This is a genomic window from Streptomyces sp. NBC_01451 (assembly GCF_036227485.1).
GTDB lineage: Bacteria > Actinomycetota > Actinomycetes > Streptomycetales > Streptomycetaceae > Streptomyces.
The window spans coordinates 8,599,089-8,617,602 of sequence record NZ_CP109479.1 but is presented as its reverse complement, the minus strand read 5'-3'; the positions used below and the strand labels follow the sequence as shown (position 1 = coordinate 8,617,602).

Below are 18,514 nucleotides of genomic sequence, written 5' to 3'. Positions count from 1 at the left end.
TGATGATCCGAGTCCTGATCGCCGACGACGAGGCACTGATGCGTGCGGGGATCCGGCTGATCCTGGAGAACGCCGAGGACATCGAGGTGGTCGCCGAGGCGGGTGACGGCCGGGAAGCCACCGCGGCCTGCCGCGCCCAGGACATCGACGTCGCCCTCCTCGACATCCAGATGCCTGTCCAGGACGGCATCGCGGCCGCCGAGGACATCGTCAGGCTCTCGCCCCGGACCTGTGTCGTGATGCTGACGGCCTTCGGCGAGGAAGCGAGTGTGACGCGCGCCCTGCGGGCCGGGGCCGGCGGATTCCTCCTCAAGGACACCGGTCCCGTCGAGCTGATCCGGGCCGTGCAACTCGCCGCGAGAGGTGAACCGGTCCTGGCACCCAGGATCACCCGGCAGCTGCTGGAACGGCATGTCCGGTCGGGCCGGGACGCCGAGGCCGCTCTGCGCAGGACCGATGAGCTGACTCCGGCCGAACGGGATGTGCTGCGGCTGCTCGGCACGGGCCTGTCCAACGCGGAGATCGCCGACCAGCTGTATCTGAGCGCCGGTACGGTCAAGGCGCACATCAGCCGGATCCTCACCCGCACCGGCTGCGCCAACCGCGTACAGGCCGCCGTCCTCGCGCACGACGCCGGGCTGCTCACCGATCGTTGAGCCGGTCCTCCGCGGCCCCGCGCAGACGGGCGGGGTGGCAGCAGAGTGGCAGTGGCACGGGACGTCGACGGACGCCGAGTCGCCACCGGACGGGGAGAGAGCCCGGGGATTCAGCCCGGAGACGGTGAGACGGCGGGTGTCCGCCCCGCGCATTGCCCGACCGCGGCCGAACCGGATCCTCACAGCCCGGCGGACACCGCGATCACGTGCTTGCCGACGCTGCCACCCCGCTCGAACGCCTGGTGCGCGGCGGCGATGTCCGCGAGCGGGTGGATCTTGTCGACCACCGCGCGCAGCGCTCCCGAGGCGACATGGCCGGCCAGATCGCGCAGCACGGCGGTGTCGGGATTGGCGCTGAAGGTACGGATACGGCGGGCACCGTAGACGCTGGAGGCCGCGATCGCGGCCAGGGCGGGGGCCGACAGACCGACGGTGACCATCCGGCCTCCCTTCGCCAACCGCCCCCGGTAGCAGTGCAGTTCCGAACCCACGGTGTCGATGATGACGTCGAAGGGGCCGATCCGGTCCGAGGTGGTGGAACCGTAGTCGAGGACCTCGTCGGCACCCAGACCGGTGAGGACCTGGGCGTGGCGGTCGCGGGCCAGCGCGGTCACATGGCAGCCCAGCGCGTGAGCCAGTTGCACGGCGGCCGTGCCGACTCCGCCCGCCGCACCGCGTATCAGGACCCGTTCGCCGCTCACCAGGTGCACACTGTCGCGCAGCGCCGTCAGCGCGGTCGTGCCCGCGACCACGAGTGAGGCGGCGTCGACCGACGAGAGGCCGGCCGGAACGGGTGCGACGCGGTCCACGGGGACCACGACGTACTCGGCGGCCCCGCCGACTGTGTGCCGCTGCCGCGGGTGCACCGTGCCCCACACGCGTTCGCCGGCCCGGACCCCTTCCACGCCGTCGCCGGTCGCGGTGACGGTGCCCGCGAAGTCCAGCCCCACTCCGATCGGGAAGCGGCGTCCCGACACGAACTTCAGCTCCCCGGCGCGGACGATCACATCGTGCCCGTTCACACTGGACGCCTCGACCGACACGAGGACCTCACCCGCGCCAGGAGCCGGGCGGTCCACGTCGTTGACCGCCAGGACGTCCGGGGCACCGTAACTCGTGATCTGAGCGGCCTTCATGTCGCTGTTCCTCTCGTGGACGGCTGTCGTTGCCCCGATCCTGGACCCCACCGGCGGTTTCACGGTCGTTCGCCTTTTCCTGGGACTGGCAGACCCACCCTGGCAAGCGACGCCCGGGGCATACTGCTGCCGTGACCGACGACCTCCTCGCCCCGGCCGACACCCCTGATCCCCGACGTGAACTCGCCGAGTTCCTGCGGACCCGCCGTACCCGGCTGCGGCCGCGGGACGTCGGCCTGGAACCCGGCCCGAGGCGGCGCGTCGCCGGGCTGCGGCGTGAGGAACTGGCCCTGCTGGCCGGGGTGAGCGCGGACTACTACCAACGCATGGAGCAGGGGCGCGACGTACGGCCTTCCGAACAGGTCCTGGACGCCCTCGCGCGCGCCCTGAACTTCTCCGCGGAGGAGTCGCGGCACCTGCACAGTCTCGCCGCCGCCGCGCGCACCCCCGCCCACCGACCGCGCCGGTACGTGCCGGAAGAGGTGCCTGCCACCACGCTGCGGCTGTTGCGCACCATGACCTCGCCCGCCGTGGTCATCGGCCGCTTCCTGGACGTGCTGGCCTGGAACCCGCTGGCCGGTGCCCTGTTGGGCGAGTTCACCCAGCGGCCCCGGACCGAGCGGAACCTGCTGGCTCTGCTGCTGCACCCGGAGGCCGACCAGGCCTGCCCGGAACGGGCGGCGACCGTGGGCGAGTTGACCGCGATGCTGCGCGCGCAGGTCGCCGCCGACCCGGGGCACCCGCGCGCCGTGCAGCTGGTCGGTGAACTCGCGGTCCACAGCGTCGAGTTCGCCACGATATGGGCTCGGCACGACGTGGCGGACACCACGCGGGGCCGGATGCGCGTCAACCACCCGCTGGTCGGGGAACTGAACCTGGACTGGGACGCCTACCCGATGCCCGGCGCCCCTGGCCCCGTGGTGATCGTCTACACGGCCGAGGAGGGCGGACCCGACGACGAACGACTTCAGCTGCTCGCCGGACTGCTCAACACCGCTGCTCCGTCCCTGACTTCCCGCTCGCGAGGCTCGGAGTCCGGACCGGTGTGATCAGGACGGCACCCCGCTCCCGGACTCCCCCGTACGGGCTCACCCGGTGCCAGTGCGCCGTTCAGGGCCCCCGATCGAGGCGTCAGGGCCTCGGGATGTTGCGCAGATTGGCCCTGGCCAGGTCGAGCATCTTGCCCACGCCCCCGTTGAGTACCGTCCTGCCTGCCGAGAAGGCGAATCCCTTCACCTGTTCACCGGAGATGTGCGGCGGGATCGACAGTGCGTTGGGGTCGGTGACCAGATCGACCAGGCACGGCCCGTCGTACGCCAGCGCCTCCCGCAGGCCGTCGCGGATCCGGCCGGGCTTCTCGATACGGATCGAGTGGATTCCTACCCCCGCGGCGATGGCGGCGTAGTCCACCGGCTCGTGGTCGGTCTCGTAGTCGGGCATGCCGTCGACCATCATCTCCAGCTTGACCATGCCGAGGGAGGAGTTGTTGAAGACGATCGTCTTCACCGGCAGGTTGTGCAGTTTGACGGTGAGCAACTCGCCCATGAGCATGCCGAGTCCGCCGTCGCCCGACATCGAGATCACCTGTCGGCCGGGGTAAGCGAACTGGGCACCGATGGCGTGCGGGAGAGCGTTGGCCATGGTGCCGTGCCGGAACGAACCGATCACCCGGCGGCGGCCGTTGGGCGTGAGGTAGCGGGCCGCCCACACGTTGCACATACCGGTGTCGACGGTGAACACCGCGTCGTCGGCGGCGAGTTCGTCGAGGACAGACGCCGGGTACTCGGGGTGGATCGGCACCTGGTGCTCGACGTCACGGGTATACGCGGAGACCACGTTCTCCAGGGACTTGGCATGGTGGCGCAGGGTCCGGTCCAGGTACGAACGGTCGCGCTTCGCCCCGATCAGCGGCAGCGCCGCGCGCAGCGTCTCCCCCACGTCGCCGTGCACGCCCAGCTCCAGCGTGGTGCGGCGCCCGATCCGCCCCGCGTCGTGGTCGATCTGCACGGTACGGGCCTGCGGCAGGAAGTCGTCGTACGGGAAGTCGGTGCCCAGCAGTACGACGAGGTCGGCCTCGTGCATCGCGTCGTAGCAGGCGCCGTAGCCGAGCAGTCCGCTCATGCCGACGTCGTACGGGTTGTCGTACTGGATCCACTCCTTGCCTCGCAGGGTGTGCCCGACCGGCGCGTGCACCCGGCCCGCGAGTTCCATCACCTCGGCGTGGGCGTCCCGTACGCCGGCGCCGCAGAAGAGCATCACCTTCTCCGCCGCGTCGATCTTGGCAGCGAGGTCGCGCACCTGCTCGGCCGGCGGTACGACCCGACCGTGGGCGGTGACGAAACCGCTCGTACCGGTGGGGTTGGCGGCGGGCGCGTGCGACAGGTCGCCGGGCATGACGAGCACCGACACTCCCTTGTCGGACAGCGCGCGCTGGACGGCGATCCGTACCATCCGCGGCATCTGGGACGGCTGGCTCACCATTTCGCAGTACTGGCTGCACTCGGTGAACAGCCGTTCCGGGTGCGTCTCCTGGAAGAACCCGGTGCCGATCTGCTTCGACGGAATGTGGGAGGCGATCGCGAGCACCGGGGCTCCGGAGCGGTTCGCGTCGTACAGACCCTGGATCAGGTGGGTGTTGCCCGGGCCGCAGCTGCCCGCGCACACCGCGAGCCGCCCGGTCAGCTGCGCCTCGGCCGCGGCGGCCAGTGCCGCCGCCTCCTCGTTGCGCACATGGATCCACTCGATGCCGTCGGTACGCCGGATGGCGTCCACGACGGGATTGAGGCTGTCGCCGACGACACCGTAGATGCGTTCCACTCCTGCTTGCCGCAGAACTTCGATCAGCTGCTGTGCCACGGTCGGGTTGCGCATCGGAGGCCTCCTTGAACGGGTTGCTCGGCAGTGCTGGGTCCAACCCGCGGCGGGAAGCCGGTCACCCACGCGGTCGCAGTCGCAGGCACGGGCGGTGCGAGTCAGGTCCGCCCTGATACCCGGTACCCACCGTCGCACACCCCCGCCCCGGTACATGATCGCCACGAGGCGGTCCCGACACCGCCCGGACTCCGGTGGAGATCGGGCGGGGCGCCCTCGTCGCCTCCGGGCTGAGGCACTGACCAGCGGAGCAGCGGATCGCCGGGGCAGTGGAGCGGTACGTCAAGTATTGGCAATGGTTTCCATTTGGATTGGAATCGGCCATGTTTTTGACATTCATTTCCATCTACTGTGGCGAGCACACCCTTGCTGACCCCCTGTCGTGGAGGATCCATGTCCCCGTCCCCGTCCCGGCGCCTCGCCCTGATCACCGGCGCCTCGCTGGCCCTCCTGGCGGGGTGCGGCAGTTCGTCGGACTCCGGCGGTGACGGGAGCGGCGCGCAGGAGCCGGTCGCCTCGTCCAAGGTCGCCGTGGTCGCCTCCACCAACGTCTACGGCGACATCGTCGAGCAGATAGGCGGCGCGAAGGTCGACGTCACGTCGGTCATCAGCGACCCCGAACAGGACCCGCACTCCTACGAGGCCAACACCCAGAACCAGCTGGCGCTGTCGAAGGCGAAGGTCGTCGTCGAGAACGGCGGCGGCTACGACGACTTCGTCGACCGGATGCTGAAGAGCGGCGGCTCCTCCGCCGAGGTCATCAACGCCGTCGAGGTCTCCGGGAAGACCGCCCCGAAGGGCGGCGAGCTCAACGAGCACGTCTGGTACGACTTCCCCACCGTCGCTAAGATCGCCGACCGTATCGCCGCCGCGCTGGGCAAGGCCGATGCCGACGACTCCGCCCTCTTCACCAGGAACGCCGAGGCCTTCAAGGCGAAGCTCACGGTGCTGGAGGCGAAGGAGGCCCAGATCAAGAAGGAGCACGCCGGCGAGGGCATCGCCATCACCGAGCCCGTGCCGCTCTACCTGACCACCGCGAGCGGCCTGGTGAACCGGACGCCCGAGCAGTTCAGCGAGGCCATCGAGGAGGGCGACGACGTCTCCCCCCGGGTCCTCCAGGCCACGCTCGCGGTGTTCAGCGACAAGCAGGTCGCGGCACTGGTCTACAACGAGCAGACCTCCGGCCCGCAGACCGAGAAGTCGAAGGCCGCGGCCAAGGCGGCCGGTATCCCCGTCGTACCCGTGACGGAGACCCTGCCGGCCGGCAAGGACTACCTGGGCTGGATGACCTCCAACGTCGACGCGCTCGCGAGCGCGCTCGCCAAGTGAGGCAGTCCTCCCCCGCCGCCCTGCCCCGTGCCCGCCAGGGTGAGGGGCGGGCCGGGGGCAGCGGGTCCTCCGGTGCGGTGGTCAGCCTGCGCGGCGCCGAACTGTCGTACGGCTCGCGGGTGGTGTGGCGGGGCCTCGACCTGGATGTGCGGCCGGGGGAGTTCCTGGCCGTGCTCGGGCCGAACGGTTCGGGCAAGACCAGTTTCGTCCGGGCCCTGCTGGGCCGGCAGCCGCTGTCCGCCGGCACGCTGACCGTCCTCGGCGGCTCCCCGCGCGAGGCCGGCCGGCACCTCGGGTACGTGCCTCAGCAGGCGGAGCTGTCCGCGCAGGCCATGCTGCGCGCCCGCGACCTGGTGCGTTTCGGCATCGACGGGCACCGCTTCGGACCCCGGCTGTGCACGGGCGCCGTCCGCCGCCGGGTCGACGAGATCCTCGCCTCCGTCGGAGCCTCGGCGTACGCCGACGTGCCCCTCGGCATGCTGTCCGGCGGCGAACGGCAGCGCGTCCGCATCGGCCAGGCCCTGGCGACCGACCCCCGCATCCTGCTCTGCGACGAACCCCTGCTCTCCCTCGACCTGAACCACCAGCGGGCCGTCACCGAACTCGTGGACGCCCGCCGCCGGTCCCACGGCACGTCCGTGGTCTTCGTGACCCACGAGATCAATCCGGTGCTCGGCCTGGTCGACCGCGTGCTCTACCTGGCGCCGGGCGGCCACCGGATCGGCACACCGGAGGAGGTGCTGACCTCGGAGTCCCTGTCGCGGCTGTACGGCACACGGGTCGACGTCCTGCGCGTCCAGGGGCGGGTCGTGGTCGTCGGCGCCCCCGACGGACCGGCCGCACCCCCTCATCACACCCACGACACCGTTCATGACACCGCCCGTGAGGCTGTCCTTCAGACCGAGGAAGTGCGCCCATGACGCTCTCCGAGGGGGTCTGGCACCAGATCTTCAGCTTCGAGAACTACGGCGAACTCCTCGTGCTGGTCCGCAACTCCCTCATCGCGGGTGTCGCGCTCGGCCTGGTCGGCGGTCTGGCCGGGGTCTTCGTCATCATGCGCGACCTGCCCTTCGCGGTGCACGGCATCAGCGAGCTGTCCTTCGCGGGCGCGTCGGCGGCACTGCTGCTGGGGGCGAACATCGTCGCGGGCTCGATCATCGGGTCGCTCCTCGCGGCCGGTGCGATCGGTCTCCTGGGCGCGCGGGCCCGCGACCGCAACTCGGCGATCGGCATCCTCATGCCGTTCGGTCTCGGGCTCGGCGTGCTCTTCCTCGCCCTCTACAAGGGCCGGGCGGCGAACAAGTTCGGCCTGCTCACCGGTCAGATCGTCGCCGTCGACACCCCGCAGATGACCTGGCTCCTGGGTACGTCCGCGCTGGTCCTGGTCGCCCTGGCCGTCATCTGGCGGCCACTGACGTTCGCCAGCGCCGACCCGGACGTCGCCGCGGCCCGTGGTGTGCCGGTGCGCGGGCTGTCGTTCGCCTTCATGATCGTGCTCGGCCTCGCCGTCGCGCTGTCGGTCCAGGTCGTCGGCGCGCTGCTGGTCCTGACCCTCGTCGTCACGCCCGCCGCGGCCGCCGCCCGCGTCACCGCGTCCCCGGTGCTGCTGCCGCTGCTCAGCGTGGTCTTCGCCGTGGTCTCCATCGAGGGCGGCATCCTGCTCGCCCTGGGCAGCAGCATCCCCATCAGCCCGTACGTCACGACGGTCTCGTTCACGATCTACGCCCTGTGCCGGCTGGCCGGCGGCTACCGCACCCGGCGGTGGGGAGACAGGAGGGCGGCCCCGCAGCCCGCCTGACACACCCCCTCTCACACCGGCCCGTCCCCGCACCACTTGTCACCCACGGACGAACCCCGGCCCCGCGGGACTCACCTCGCGCACAGAGAACGGCGATCGGCCCGGTCCCCTCCTTCGGCGCTGCCATATTCGAAAGCCACTTCGGAGGTGGCTGTGACGATAGAGGCGACAACATCCTGGGCCACACGCCTGCCCGACCGCACCGCCGACCGCATCACCGTTCTGGAGAGCCGGCGGTCGCAGGCGCTCACGGCGGACGGGCCGAGAAGACGCGGGGAGTTCGGCGCCCGGGAACGGATCGACCTGCTGCTGGACGAGGGCTCGTTCACGGAGACCGGGATGTTCGTCCGGGCGCGGCCCGCCGGGGACGGCGCCCGCCGCCCCTACGGGGACGGGGTGGTCACCGGGCACGGCATGGTCGACGGCCGTCCCGTCTGTGTGTTCTCCCAGGACTCCACGGTGTTCGGCGGGAGCATGGGCGAGGCCTTCGGCGAGAAGACGATCGCCCTGATGGACCTGGCGATGAAGACCGGCTGTCCGGTGATCGGGCTCAACGACGGCGGCGGCGCCCGCATCCAGGAGGGCGTCGCCTCGCTCGCCCTCTACGCCGAGTTGGTGCGCCGCAACGTGCAGGCGTCCGGGGTGATCCCGCAGCTCTCGGTCGTGCTCGGGCCCTGTGCCGGCGGGGCCGCGTACTCACCGGCCATCACCGACTTCACCGTGATGGTGGACGGCGCCTCGCACATGTTCGTCACCGGGCCCGACGTCATCGAGGCGGTCACCGGCGAGCGGACCAGCGCCGAGGACCTGGGCGGCGCCCGCACCAGCAACTCCGTCAGCGGCAACGCCCACTTCCTCGCCGCCGACGAGGTGGAGGCCCTCGACACCGTACGTGACCTGCTCTCCTACCTGCCCGCCAACAACCTGGAGCGGCCCCCGCAGTACGCACCGGCGCCGCCGCCCGCCGAGGTGTGTCTCGACGAGGTCGTGCCGGACCGGCTCGGGCAGGCCTACGACATGCGGGACGTCCTGCGCGCGGTCGTCGACGGCGGTGAACTGCTGGAGATCCAGGAGCTGTTCGCGCCGAACATCATCTGCGCGCTGGCCCTCGTCGAGGGCACCTCCGTCGGTGTCGTCGCCAACCAGCCGCTGCACAGTGCCGGTGTGCTGGACATCGACGCCTCCGAGAAGGCAGCGCGGTTCGTGCGGTTCTGCGACGCGTTCGGCATCCCGCTCCTCACTTTCACCGACGTGCCCGGCTATCTGTCCGGTGTCCGTCAGGAGCAGGCCGGGATCATCAGACGCGGCGCCAAACTGCTGTACGCGTACGCCGAGGCGACCGTCCCGAAGGTCACGGTCGTGGTGCGCAAGGCGTACGGCGGCGGGTACGCGGTGATGGGCTCCAAGCATCTGGGCGCCGACATCAACCTCGCCTGGCCCACCGCCCGTATCGCCGTCATGGGCGCCGAGGGTGCGGTCGGCGTCCTGCACCGGCGTGAGCTGGCCGCCGCCGACGACCCGGAGTCGCTGCGGGCCAGTCTGATCTCCGCGTACGAGAGCACGCACGGGACGCCCTACCTGGCCGCCGAACGCGGGTACGTCGACGCCGTCATCGCCCCGCGCGACACCCGCGACCACGTCTGCCGTGCCCTGCGCGCGCTGCGCGGCAAGCGGGCCCCGATGCCGACGCGCAGGCACGGCAACATCCCGCTCTGAACCTCTGCCCCTCTGACCTCCTGAGCCCCTGAGCGGCCCGAGGCCCCCCTCGGAGCAGTCCGAGCCGACCACGTCCCGCCCGTTCCCGCCGTTCCCGCGATGTGAGGAGCCATGCCCGATGGACAGCCGCCGCCCTCCGCTCGCCCCCGCCCACCGGAGTCTGCCGGAGTACGTACGGCACTGGGCCGAAACCATCCCCGACCGCCGGGCGTTCACGTTCGTCGACCATCCCGCCCCGCACTCGCGCGGCGTCCACCGCACCCTCACCTGGCGCCGACTGGACCTGCGCGTACGGGCGTTGGCCGCCCGCCTCGCCGAAGAGGCCGAGCCCGGTACCCGGGTCGCGCTGCTGTGCCCGCAGGGCACCGAGTACGTCACCGCCTTCCTGGCGGCGCTCACGGCCGGTCTGGTCGCCGTACCGCTCTATCCGCCCGGCCTCCCCGGGCACGGTGAACGGCTCGCGGCGGTACTGGACGACGCGTGTCCGGAAGTGATCGTGACGACCAGTCACATGCTCTCCGACGTAAGGGACTTCTGCGCCCACCTGCCGGTTCGGATCGTCGCCGTGGACCAAGTGCCCGACTCCGCCGCGGACCTGCTGTCGATCACACCGGACGACGACGCCATCGCCTACCTCCAGTACACGTCCGGTTCGACCCGTTCCCCGGCCGGCGTGGAGATCAGCCATGGCAACGTCGTCGCCAACGCCCGTCAGGCGCTGGGCGCCTACGGCCTGGACGAGCGACCGGCGACCTGTGTGGGCTGGCTGCCGCTCTACCACGACATGGGACTCGTCCTGAGTGTCGCCGCTCCGGTCGTCCAGGGGCTGCTGTCGGTGCTCATGGACCCGGTCGCGTTTCTGCACGAACCGGTGCGCTGGCTGCGGCTGCTCGCCGCGCATCCTCGTGCGCTGAGCGCGGCGCCCAACTTCGCCTACGACTACTGCGCTTCGGCCGTCACCGAAACCCAGAAGCGGAACCTGCGGCTGGACGGTGTCGCCGCGCTGCTCAACGGCAGCGAACCGGTCCGTCCCGGCACGGCCGACCGCTTCCAGGCCGCCTTCGCCGCCCAGGGGCTCGCGCCGGACACCCACTGTCCGTCGTACGGACTCGCCGAGGCCACCGTCTTCGTCAGTGCCGCCCGGCCCGGGGAACCGCTCAGACGGTTCGCGCTCGACCGCGACGCCCTCGCCACCGGGAAGGCGCTGCCCGCGCGGGCCGGTGATCCCAGAGCCGTGACGCTGGTCGGCTGCGGTACTCCGGCGGGCCAGCGGGTCCGTATCGCCGACCCGGCGTCCCGCGTCCGGCTGTCCGAGGGCGAGATCGGTGAGATCTGGGTGCAGGGTCCCAACGTGGGCCGTGGATACCGGAATCGGGACGGGCAGACCCTGCGGGTGTTCGGTGCCACGTTCGCCGACGACACGGCCGATGCCGGACGCTGGCTGCGCACCGGTGACCTGGGGACGTTTCTGGACGGGCAGTTGATCGTCACCGGGCGGCTGAAGGACCTCATCGTCGTCGACGGCCGCAACCACTACCCGCAGGACGTGGAGGCCTCGGTCCAGGACGCGGACCCGGCCGTGCGGCGCGACCGGCTCGCCGCGTTCGGTGTGCCGGTGGACACGGGCGAGCGGGTGGTCGTCGTCGCCGAGCACGTACGGAGCGTCGGCCTCGCCGAGATCGACGTAACAGGACTGGTGGGTGCCGTGCGCGCGGCCGTCTCGGCACGGCACGGACTGCGGCTCGCCGACATCGTCCTCGTGCCGCCGGGCACCGTGCCCCGTACGTCCAGCGGCAAGGTGGCCCGGGCGCTTACCAGGCAACGCTATCTGGCGGGTGCCTACACGCCGGAGCCGGCGCGGTCTGCGGAGGCGGGCGAATGAGGGGCGCCGACGAGGGCCCGATACGCCGGCTGATCGCCGACCGGGTCGCCACCTGGAGCGGCACGCCCGCCGAGGACGTGCCCATGGACCGGCCGCTCGCGGACCTCGGGATGTCGTCCCGGGACGCGGTCGTACTGGCCGGTGAGCTCTCGCGGGCGACGGGTCGTGAGCTGTCGGCGACGCTGCTGTGGGAGGCGCCCACCGGGGATGCCCTGGTGGCGCATCTGTGTCGCACGGAGCCGGGGACACGCACGGAGACCGGGGGCGGCACGCCGGACAGGGCAGCCCCTCCCCCGGCGGCGGCCGGTGAGTCCGTCGCTGTCATCGGGGTCGGCTGCCGGCTGCCCGGAGGCGTGCACGGGCCGGGCGACTACTGGCGGCTGCTGACCGACGGTGTCGACGCCGTCCGCCGGGTGCCCGAGGACCGGTGGCGCGACTTCGGCCCCTTCCCGCCCGACGACGCTCCCCTGTACGGCGGTTACCTCGACGACATCGCGGGGTTCGACGCGGACTTCTTCCGCGTCACACCGCGCGAGGCCGCCGTGATGGACCCGCAGCAGCGGATCCTCCTTGAGGTCGTCCACGAGACACTCGACCACGCCGCCGTCCCGGCCGCTTCCCTCGCCGGCAGTGCCACCGGGGTCTTCGTCGGCGTCTCCGCCGCCGAGTACGGCTCGCTCACCGGCGCCGACCCGGCGGCCGTCGATCCCTGGGCGCCCGCGGGCGGGGCGTTGAGCGTGACCGCCGGGCGGCTGGCGTACGTGCTGGACACCCGGGGGCCGAGCATGGCCGTCGACACCGCCTGCTCGTCCTCGCTGGTCGCCGTGCACCACGCCTGTGTCAGCCTGCGTGCCGGGGAGAGCGACACGGCGATCGCCGCCGGGGTCAACCTGCTGCTCTCGCCCACTGTCGGCGTGGCGTTCCGGCGGGCCGGGGCCCTCGCACCGGACGGGCGGTGCAAGCCGTTCTCGGCGGCCGCCGACGGCATCGGACGCGGCGAGGGCTGCGCGGCCGTACTGCTGAAGCGGCTGTCCGACGCCGAGCGGGACGGCGACCGCGTCCTCGCCGTCATCCGCGCCACGACCGTCAACTCCGACGGCCGCTCCAACGGCCTCCTGGCACCCAACCCGGCAGCGCAGAAAGCCCTGTTGGCCACTGCCTACGCCCGGGCCGGGCTCACCCCGGCGCACATCGACCTCGTCGAGGCGCACGGCACCGGTACCCCGCTCGGCGACCCGATCGAGGCGGGCGCGCTCGGTGCCGTACTCGGTGCGGGCCGCGACCCCGACCAGCCGCTGCTGCTCGGCTCCGTCAAGGGCAACCTCGCCCATCTGGAGGCCGCCGCGGGCATCGCCGGGCTGGTGAAGACGGTCCTCGCCCTGCACCACGACATCATTCCGCCGTCCCTGCACTGCGCGGACGGGAGTGCCCTGGACGACGAACGGCTGCGGGTGGTCACCGAGTGCGAACCCTGGCCGCGCTACGGCGGTACGGCCACCGCCGGGGTCTCCGGGTTCGGGTTCAGTGGCACCAACGCCCATGCGGTACTGGAGGAATGGCGGCCCGATGTACTTCCGCCGCCCCAGGAGGACGACCCGGTCGCCCGCCTCCGCCTCCACCTCCTCTCCGACATGGACACCGTCCGCCTCCGGGACACCGCGAACCGGCTCGCCGACTGGCTCGGTACGCCCGAGGGCAGCGCCGCGCCCCCGGCCGACCTTGCGCGGACGCTCGCCGGGCGCGTCGGGCGTGGTGCCGTACGCGCCGCGGTCGTCGCCCGTGACGGCACAGAACTCGCCGACGGGCTGCGGGCGTTGGGACAGAGGGAACCGCACGAGCGGGTCGTGACCGGCGAGCGGGATCTCGTCGGGCGCGGCCCGGTGTGGGTGTTCTCCGGGTACGGCAGCCAGTGGGTCGGCATGGGGCGTCGGTTACTGGCCGAGGAACCCGTCTTCGCCGCCGCCGTGGAGAAGCTGGACGCGCAGATCGCCCCGGAGTGCGGGTTGTCCCTGTACGAGCACCTGGCGTACGGCGGCGACCTCGACCGACTTGAGGTCGCCCAACCCGTCCTGTTCGGCCTCCAGTTGGCCCTCGCCGAGCTGTGGCGCGCGTACGGCGTCGAACCCGCCGCCGTCATCGGCCATTCCGTGGGCGAGGTGGCCGCCGCGGTGTGCGCGGGCGCGCTGGACGTGTCGGACGCGGCCCGGGTGGTCGCCCTACGGGCCCGGCTGCTCAGCGGGCTACGGGGCGGCGCCATGGCTGTCGTGGACCTCGACGACGATGAACTCGACGCCCTGGAGCGGGACTTCCCCGGCGTCTGCGTCGCCGTGCACTCATCTCCCCGGCAGAAGATCGTCGCCGGGGAGGAGCCGGCGGTGGCCCGGCTCGTGCGGCGACTGGAGCAGCGGGGGCGGACCGCTCGCGCCCTGCACGTCGTCGGAGCCGGGCACTCGCCCCAGGTCGAGCCCCTGCTTCCGGAGTTGGAGGACGCCCTGGCCGACATCAGGGGCGGACGGCCACTCGTCCCTTTCTACTCCACCGTCCTGGACGACCCGCGCGACGACTCCCTCTTCGACGCCGCCCACTGGGCGGCGAACCTGCGGCGGCCCGTGCGCCTGGACCGGGCCGTCGCGGCGGCCTTCGCCGACGGTCACAGCACCTTCGTCGAGATCTCGCCGCACCCGGTCCTGACCCGGGCCGTCCTCGACACCGCGCCCGGCGCCCTCGCCATCGGCACCCTGCGGCGGGACGCCGACGGTTCCGCCGGGTTCCTGACCCAGGTGGGAGCCCTGTACTGCGCGGGCGGGCGCCTGCCGTCGCCTCCGGGCCGGGTGATCGACCTGCCCGCGCCGCGCTGGCGGCACGTCCGGCACTGGTGGACGGACGGTCGTGCGGCGACCACGACGACAGTGGCGGCGCGGGCGGCCGTGGAAGGGCCCGGAGCAGCCGACGTACCGGACACGTCCGTCACCGGCCGGCTGTGTCATCACATCGCCGCCGTCACCGGCCACCCGGCGAGCCGCATCACGCCCTCCACCGCCCTGGCCGGCCTCGGCCTGGACTCCCTGATGGCCGTCCGCATCCGCACCGCCCTGCAGGGCGAGTTCGGCATCGAGCTGCCCCTGCGTGAGCTGCTCGGCGCCACCAGCGTCCAGTCGGTGGCCGATCGCCTCCGACAGACGCTCGCGGCAGGCGAGCCGGCTTTCCCCCTGCGCACCCTGCGCGCCACCGGGTCCCGCGCCCCGCTCTTCCTCGTCCACGCCGCCGGCGGCACGACCGACGTCTACCGGACGCTCGCCGAACGGCTCGGTGACGAGCGGCCGGTGTACGGACTGGAACGGCTCCCGGACGCCCGTACGGTCACCGAGAAGGCGCGCCGCTACGCCGAGGCTGTCGCTGCCGCACACCCCAACGGGCCCTGCCTGCTGGGCGGTTGGTCCTTCGGCGGCTTCGTCGCGCAGGAGACGGCACGGCAGCTCGCCGCCGCCGGACGGGACGTGGAGCTCGTGGTGCTCATCGACTCCGTACGGCCGCTCCCCCGGCCCGGCGACACTCCGGCCGGCCGGATGCGCGCCCACTTCACCGGCTTCGCCGGTCATGCCGCCGATGCGTACGGGGTCCAACTGGATCTTCCGTACGACGAGTTGCTGGCATTGGACGACGACGCCGAGCGCATCGACACCGTGCTGCGGGCCCTGCGCGAGGTCGCCGACGTACCGCCCGCCGCCCTGGAGCACCAGCGCTCCTCCTACCTGGACCTGAGGATCGGCGAGGCCCACCGACCCGGGCCCTACGACGGGCGGGTGGTCCTGTACCGGGCCACCGGGCCCGCTCCGCACACCGTGCGCGACCCGGCGTACGAACGGGACGACGAGGCGCTGGGCTGGGACGAGGTGTGCCCGCGCCTGACGGTCGTGCCGGTCGCGGGGCACCATCTGTCACTGCTCGACCCGCCGTACGTCGACGAGATCGCCGCCGGACTGCGGCGCGCACTCGACGAACTGAGCCGCTGAACCGGACGACGAGGAGCAAGTCATGGCCCATCCCAGCACCGGAGTGTCCCGACGCACCGTCACCAGAGCCGCGACGGCCGTGGGCCTGACCGCGCTGTTCGGCGGCAGAGCCGCCACCGCCCGAGCCGTGACCCGGCTCTCCGCCCGCACCGTGGACGTCTCCGTGGCGTCCACCGCGCTGGGCCGCAGCGCGCCGGTGCGGCTGATCCTGCCGTCCGGTTTCGGCTCGCAGACCGGACGGACCTACCCCGTGCTGTATCTGCTGCACGGCGCCCACGACGACTACACGTCCTGGACCCGGGAGACGGACATCGAGGCCTTCACCGAGGGCCGGGACCTGATCGTGGCGATGCCTGACGCGGGCCCCACCGGCATTCCCAGCGCCTGGCGCGGCGGCCCCGACTACGAGGCCTTCCAGCTCACGGAGGTGCCCGCACTGCTCGCCCGCCAGTACCGGGCCTCCGGTGTCCGGGCCGTCGCCGGGGTCTCCACCGGCGGCTACGGCGCGATGGCGCACGCGGCACGCCATCCGGGCATGTTCGCCGCCGCCGCCTCGTACAGCGGCATCCTCGACACGATGGCGCCCGGTGTGCCCCCGCTCGTGGACGCGATCGTGGCCCGCGAGAACCTGGCGCCCCGCTCCCTGTGGGGCAGCCCCCTCCTGAACCTCCTCACCTGGCGCGACTTCAACCCGCGCTCCCGCGCCGAGGGGCTGCGCGGCACCCCCCTGTACGTGTCCAGCGGCAGCGGGATCGTCGGCGGCACCGGCGACTGGCTGCCCGAGGCGCTGGAGAGCGCCCTGTGGCTCTCCGCGCACGCGTTCACCGACACGCTCGCGCTGCTCCGCGTCCCGGTCACGACCCACTACTACACGGGAGGCGGACACGGCTGGGACTACTGGAAGGGGGAGTTCAGCGCGTCCTGGCCGATGCTCGCCAGGGCGCTGGGGGTACCGGAGTGAGGCCGGTACCGTCGGGGCACGGAACGGAACGGAGGGGACGTCCGTCCAACCCGGGACTCGTCCCTCACCTCACGGGCACCAGCCCCCGGGTGAGCCGTTTCCGGGTGAATGGAGGGCCCTTGGTGGCGACCCCCGTCCCGCACGGTGCCCCGGACGGCTCCGGAGCCACCGCTGTGCCGCCCGAACTGGCCAGGATGCTGCGCGACCAGTTGGAGTCCGTCGCCGACGAGGTGGAGGAGGAGGTACTCGCGCAGGTCCCGGAGTACGCCGCCCGGTCGGCCGACGGAACGAGCCGCGCGCTCCTCAGATCGGGGGTCGTGCAGGCGCTCACCCTGTTCGTCGACCACATCGCCGACCCGGGCGCCCGGGGAGACTCGATCACCGCGATCTACCACGAGCTGGGGCGCGGCGAGGCTCTGGAGGGCCACAGCCTCGAAACCCTGCAGTCCGCGCTGCGGGTCGGGGGGCTGCACGCCTGGCGGCTGCTGGGCCGTACGACGGAGGAACTCGGCCTGGACTCCGCGGTCATGGCCGGGCTCGGTGAGCTGGCGTTCCGGACCGTGCACGAGGTCGCCGAGGCCGCGGCGGCGGGGTACGCGGAGGGACAGCTGCGCAGCACGGACGAGTTGGAGCGGCGCCGGGGCCGGCTGCTCGCCCTGCTGCTGGGCGAGCAGCCGGCCCCGGAGGCGGTGCGGGACCTGGCGCACGGCGCCCGGTGGTCGGTACCGCCGTACGTCGCGGTCGTCGTCCTCGCGGCCTCGCCGGACCAGCGGGAGGAGGAGCGGCCGTTGGCGGCTGCCGGGGCGCTGGTGGACATGGAGTCCCGGCCGCCGCGGATGCTGGTGCCCGACCCGGACGGCTCGGGCGGCTTCGGCGGCCGGGCGTTCGCCCTCGCGCTGCGGGGGCGGCCGGCGGCGATCGGGCCCTCGGTGCCGCTCACCGAGGCCGCCAGGTCGCTGCGCTGGGCCACCCGGGCCCTCGGGCTGATGGGGCGCGGAGTGCTCCCCCGGCAGGGGGTGGTGCGCTGCGCGGAGCACCTGTCGACCCTGCTGCTGCACAGCGACGAACCCCTGCTCGACCTGCTCCGGGCGCGCGCTCTCGCTCCCCTCGACGCGGTGTCGGAGCAGCAACGCGGCAGGCTCGCGGAGACGTTGCTCGCCTGGCTGCTCAGCGGCAGCAACGTGCCCGATGTCGCCGCCCGGCTGCACATCCACCCGCAGACGGTCCGCTATCGCCTGCGCCAACTGGAGAAGGTCTTCGGCGAGGCGCTGCACGACCCCGACGGCCGCCTGGATCTGATCCTGGCACTCACGTCGGCACAAAAGAACGAGGAATTCCTGAATTCCCGTCCATAACCCTCAGTGCGTCAACGCGAATACGTTCGGGACGTCCTTTCTCATAGGCGCTTGACCGCGCCCCACCCGCAAAGGATCCCCCATGCGTATCCGCTTCTGTCTTGCCGCGCTCGCACTTGTCGGCGGAGCCGGACTGACCACCCTCTCGGCGCCCCCCGCCACCGCCGCCGCCTGTAGTGACATCGACGTCGTCGCAGCTCGTGGCACGTTCGAGCCGGGCACCCTCGGCGCGATCGTCGGCGACCCGGTGTTTTCCGCCCTCCAGCGGAAACTGACGGGCAAAAGCCTGTCCAGCTACAAGGTGAACTATCCCGCGGACCTTTCCCTCACGTCCGCCGCGCAGGGAAACTCGGACCTGGTGAACCACGTCAGGAGCCAAGCGGCAGCCTGCCCGAACCAGCGTTTCGTGCTCGTGGGCTATTCACAGGGCGCGAACGTCGTCGACAACTCCATCGGAATCAGCAGCGCCGGCGCGGTGGTCGGCAGCCCGATCGTGGCGACCATTCCCGCCGCGCTGGAAGGGAAGGTCGCCGCGGTGCTGCTGTTCGGCAACCCGATCCGGGCCCTCGGCAAGAGCGTCACCGGCACCTACCAGAGCCGCACCATCGACTTCTGCGCCAAGGGCGATCCCATCTGCGAGAACGGCGGGGGCGATGTGCTGGCCCACCTCGGCTACACGGCCAACGCCGGCGCGGCGGCCGACTTCGCGGCGGGCAAGGTCTGAGCCGCCCGAAGCCGCGACCGTGCGGAACGCCGTACGGAGACCCGTACGGAAAGCCGTAGCGGCGGAAAGGGCC

At 72.2% G+C, this 18,514-nt stretch carries 13 protein-coding genes; 11 read left to right on the top strand and 2 right to left on the bottom strand.

All coding sequences use genetic code 11. The features are described 5' to 3' along the window. Nucleotides 1-2: 2 nt before the first annotated feature. Entirely contained in the window at nt 3-656 is a 654-nt protein-coding gene (locus OG595_RS37940; RefSeq protein WP_329280174.1) for a response regulator transcription factor, read from the top strand. Between the two features lie 179 nt (nt 657-835). On the opposite strand, the gene OG595_RS37935 is transcribed toward OG595_RS37940, so the two are convergent. Beyond that, nucleotides 836-1,792: an NAD(P)-dependent alcohol dehydrogenase gene (locus tag OG595_RS37935; protein ID WP_329280172.1), complete on the bottom strand. Its 957-nt coding sequence runs from the start codon at nt 1,790-1,792 to the stop codon at nt 836-838. Between the two features lie 131 nt (nt 1,793-1,923). On the opposite strand from OG595_RS37935, the gene OG595_RS37930 reads away from it, so the two are divergent. After that, complete coding sequence (locus OG595_RS37930; RefSeq protein WP_329280171.1) at nt 1,924-2,841, top strand: helix-turn-helix transcriptional regulator; 918 nt, start codon at nt 1,924-1,926, stop codon at nt 2,839-2,841. Between the two features lie 82 nt (nt 2,842-2,923). Here OG595_RS37930 and OG595_RS37925 read toward each other — a convergent pair whose 3' ends face one another. Continuing rightward, the gene (locus OG595_RS37925; RefSeq protein ID WP_329280170.1) at nt 2,924-4,663 is read right to left on the bottom strand and encodes a pyruvate dehydrogenase; all 1,740 of its coding nucleotides are present in this window, start codon (nt 4,661-4,663) and stop codon (nt 2,924-2,926) included. Between the two features lie 393 nt (nt 4,664-5,056). Between OG595_RS37925 and OG595_RS37920 the strand changes: the two genes are divergently transcribed. From OG595_RS37920 to OG595_RS37880, 9 genes are all read left to right on the top strand, one after another. Further along, nucleotides 5,057-5,992, top strand: coding sequence for a metal ABC transporter solute-binding protein, Zn/Mn family (locus OG595_RS37920; protein WP_329280168.1), 936 nt, complete (start codon nt 5,057-5,059; stop codon nt 5,990-5,992). A gap of 20 nt (nt 5,993-6,012) precedes the next feature. Further along, entirely contained in the window at nt 6,013-6,912 is a 900-nt protein-coding gene (locus tag OG595_RS37915) for a metal ABC transporter ATP-binding protein (protein WP_443073380.1), read from the top strand. Next, complete coding sequence (locus OG595_RS37910) at nt 6,909-7,790, top strand: metal ABC transporter permease (protein ID WP_329280166.1); 882 nt, start codon at nt 6,909-6,911, stop codon at nt 7,788-7,790. The genes OG595_RS37915 and OG595_RS37910 overlap by 4 nt, the downstream gene beginning before the upstream one ends. A 153-nt stretch (nt 7,791-7,943) precedes the next feature. Continuing rightward, complete coding sequence (locus OG595_RS37905; RefSeq protein WP_329283511.1) at nt 7,944-9,506, top strand: acyl-CoA carboxylase subunit beta; 1,563 nt, start codon at nt 7,944-7,946, stop codon at nt 9,504-9,506. A gap of 118 nt (nt 9,507-9,624) precedes the next feature. Further along, complete coding sequence (locus OG595_RS37900; protein WP_329280165.1) at nt 9,625-11,388, top strand: fatty acyl-AMP ligase; 1,764 nt, start codon at nt 9,625-9,627, stop codon at nt 11,386-11,388. Further along, entirely contained in the window at nt 11,385-15,401 is a 4,017-nt protein-coding gene (locus OG595_RS37895; protein WP_329280162.1) for a type I polyketide synthase, read from the top strand. The genes OG595_RS37900 and OG595_RS37895 overlap by 4 nt, the downstream gene beginning before the upstream one ends. Before the next feature lie 22 nt (nt 15,402-15,423). Beyond that, nucleotides 15,424-16,362 (top strand): alpha/beta hydrolase, encoded by a 939-nt coding sequence (locus OG595_RS37890; protein ID WP_329280160.1) that lies wholly within the window; start codon nt 15,424-15,426, stop codon nt 16,360-16,362. Nucleotides 16,363-16,484: 122 nt separating this feature from the next. Then, nucleotides 16,485-17,717, top strand: coding sequence for a PucR family transcriptional regulator (locus OG595_RS37885; RefSeq protein ID WP_329280158.1), 1,233 nt, complete (start codon nt 16,485-16,487; stop codon nt 17,715-17,717). 82 nt (nt 17,718-17,799) lie between these two features. Next, complete coding sequence (locus OG595_RS37880; protein ID WP_329280155.1) at nt 17,800-18,441, top strand: cutinase family protein; 642 nt, start codon at nt 17,800-17,802, stop codon at nt 18,439-18,441. The last annotated feature ends 73 nt before the right edge of the window (nt 18,442-18,514 follow it).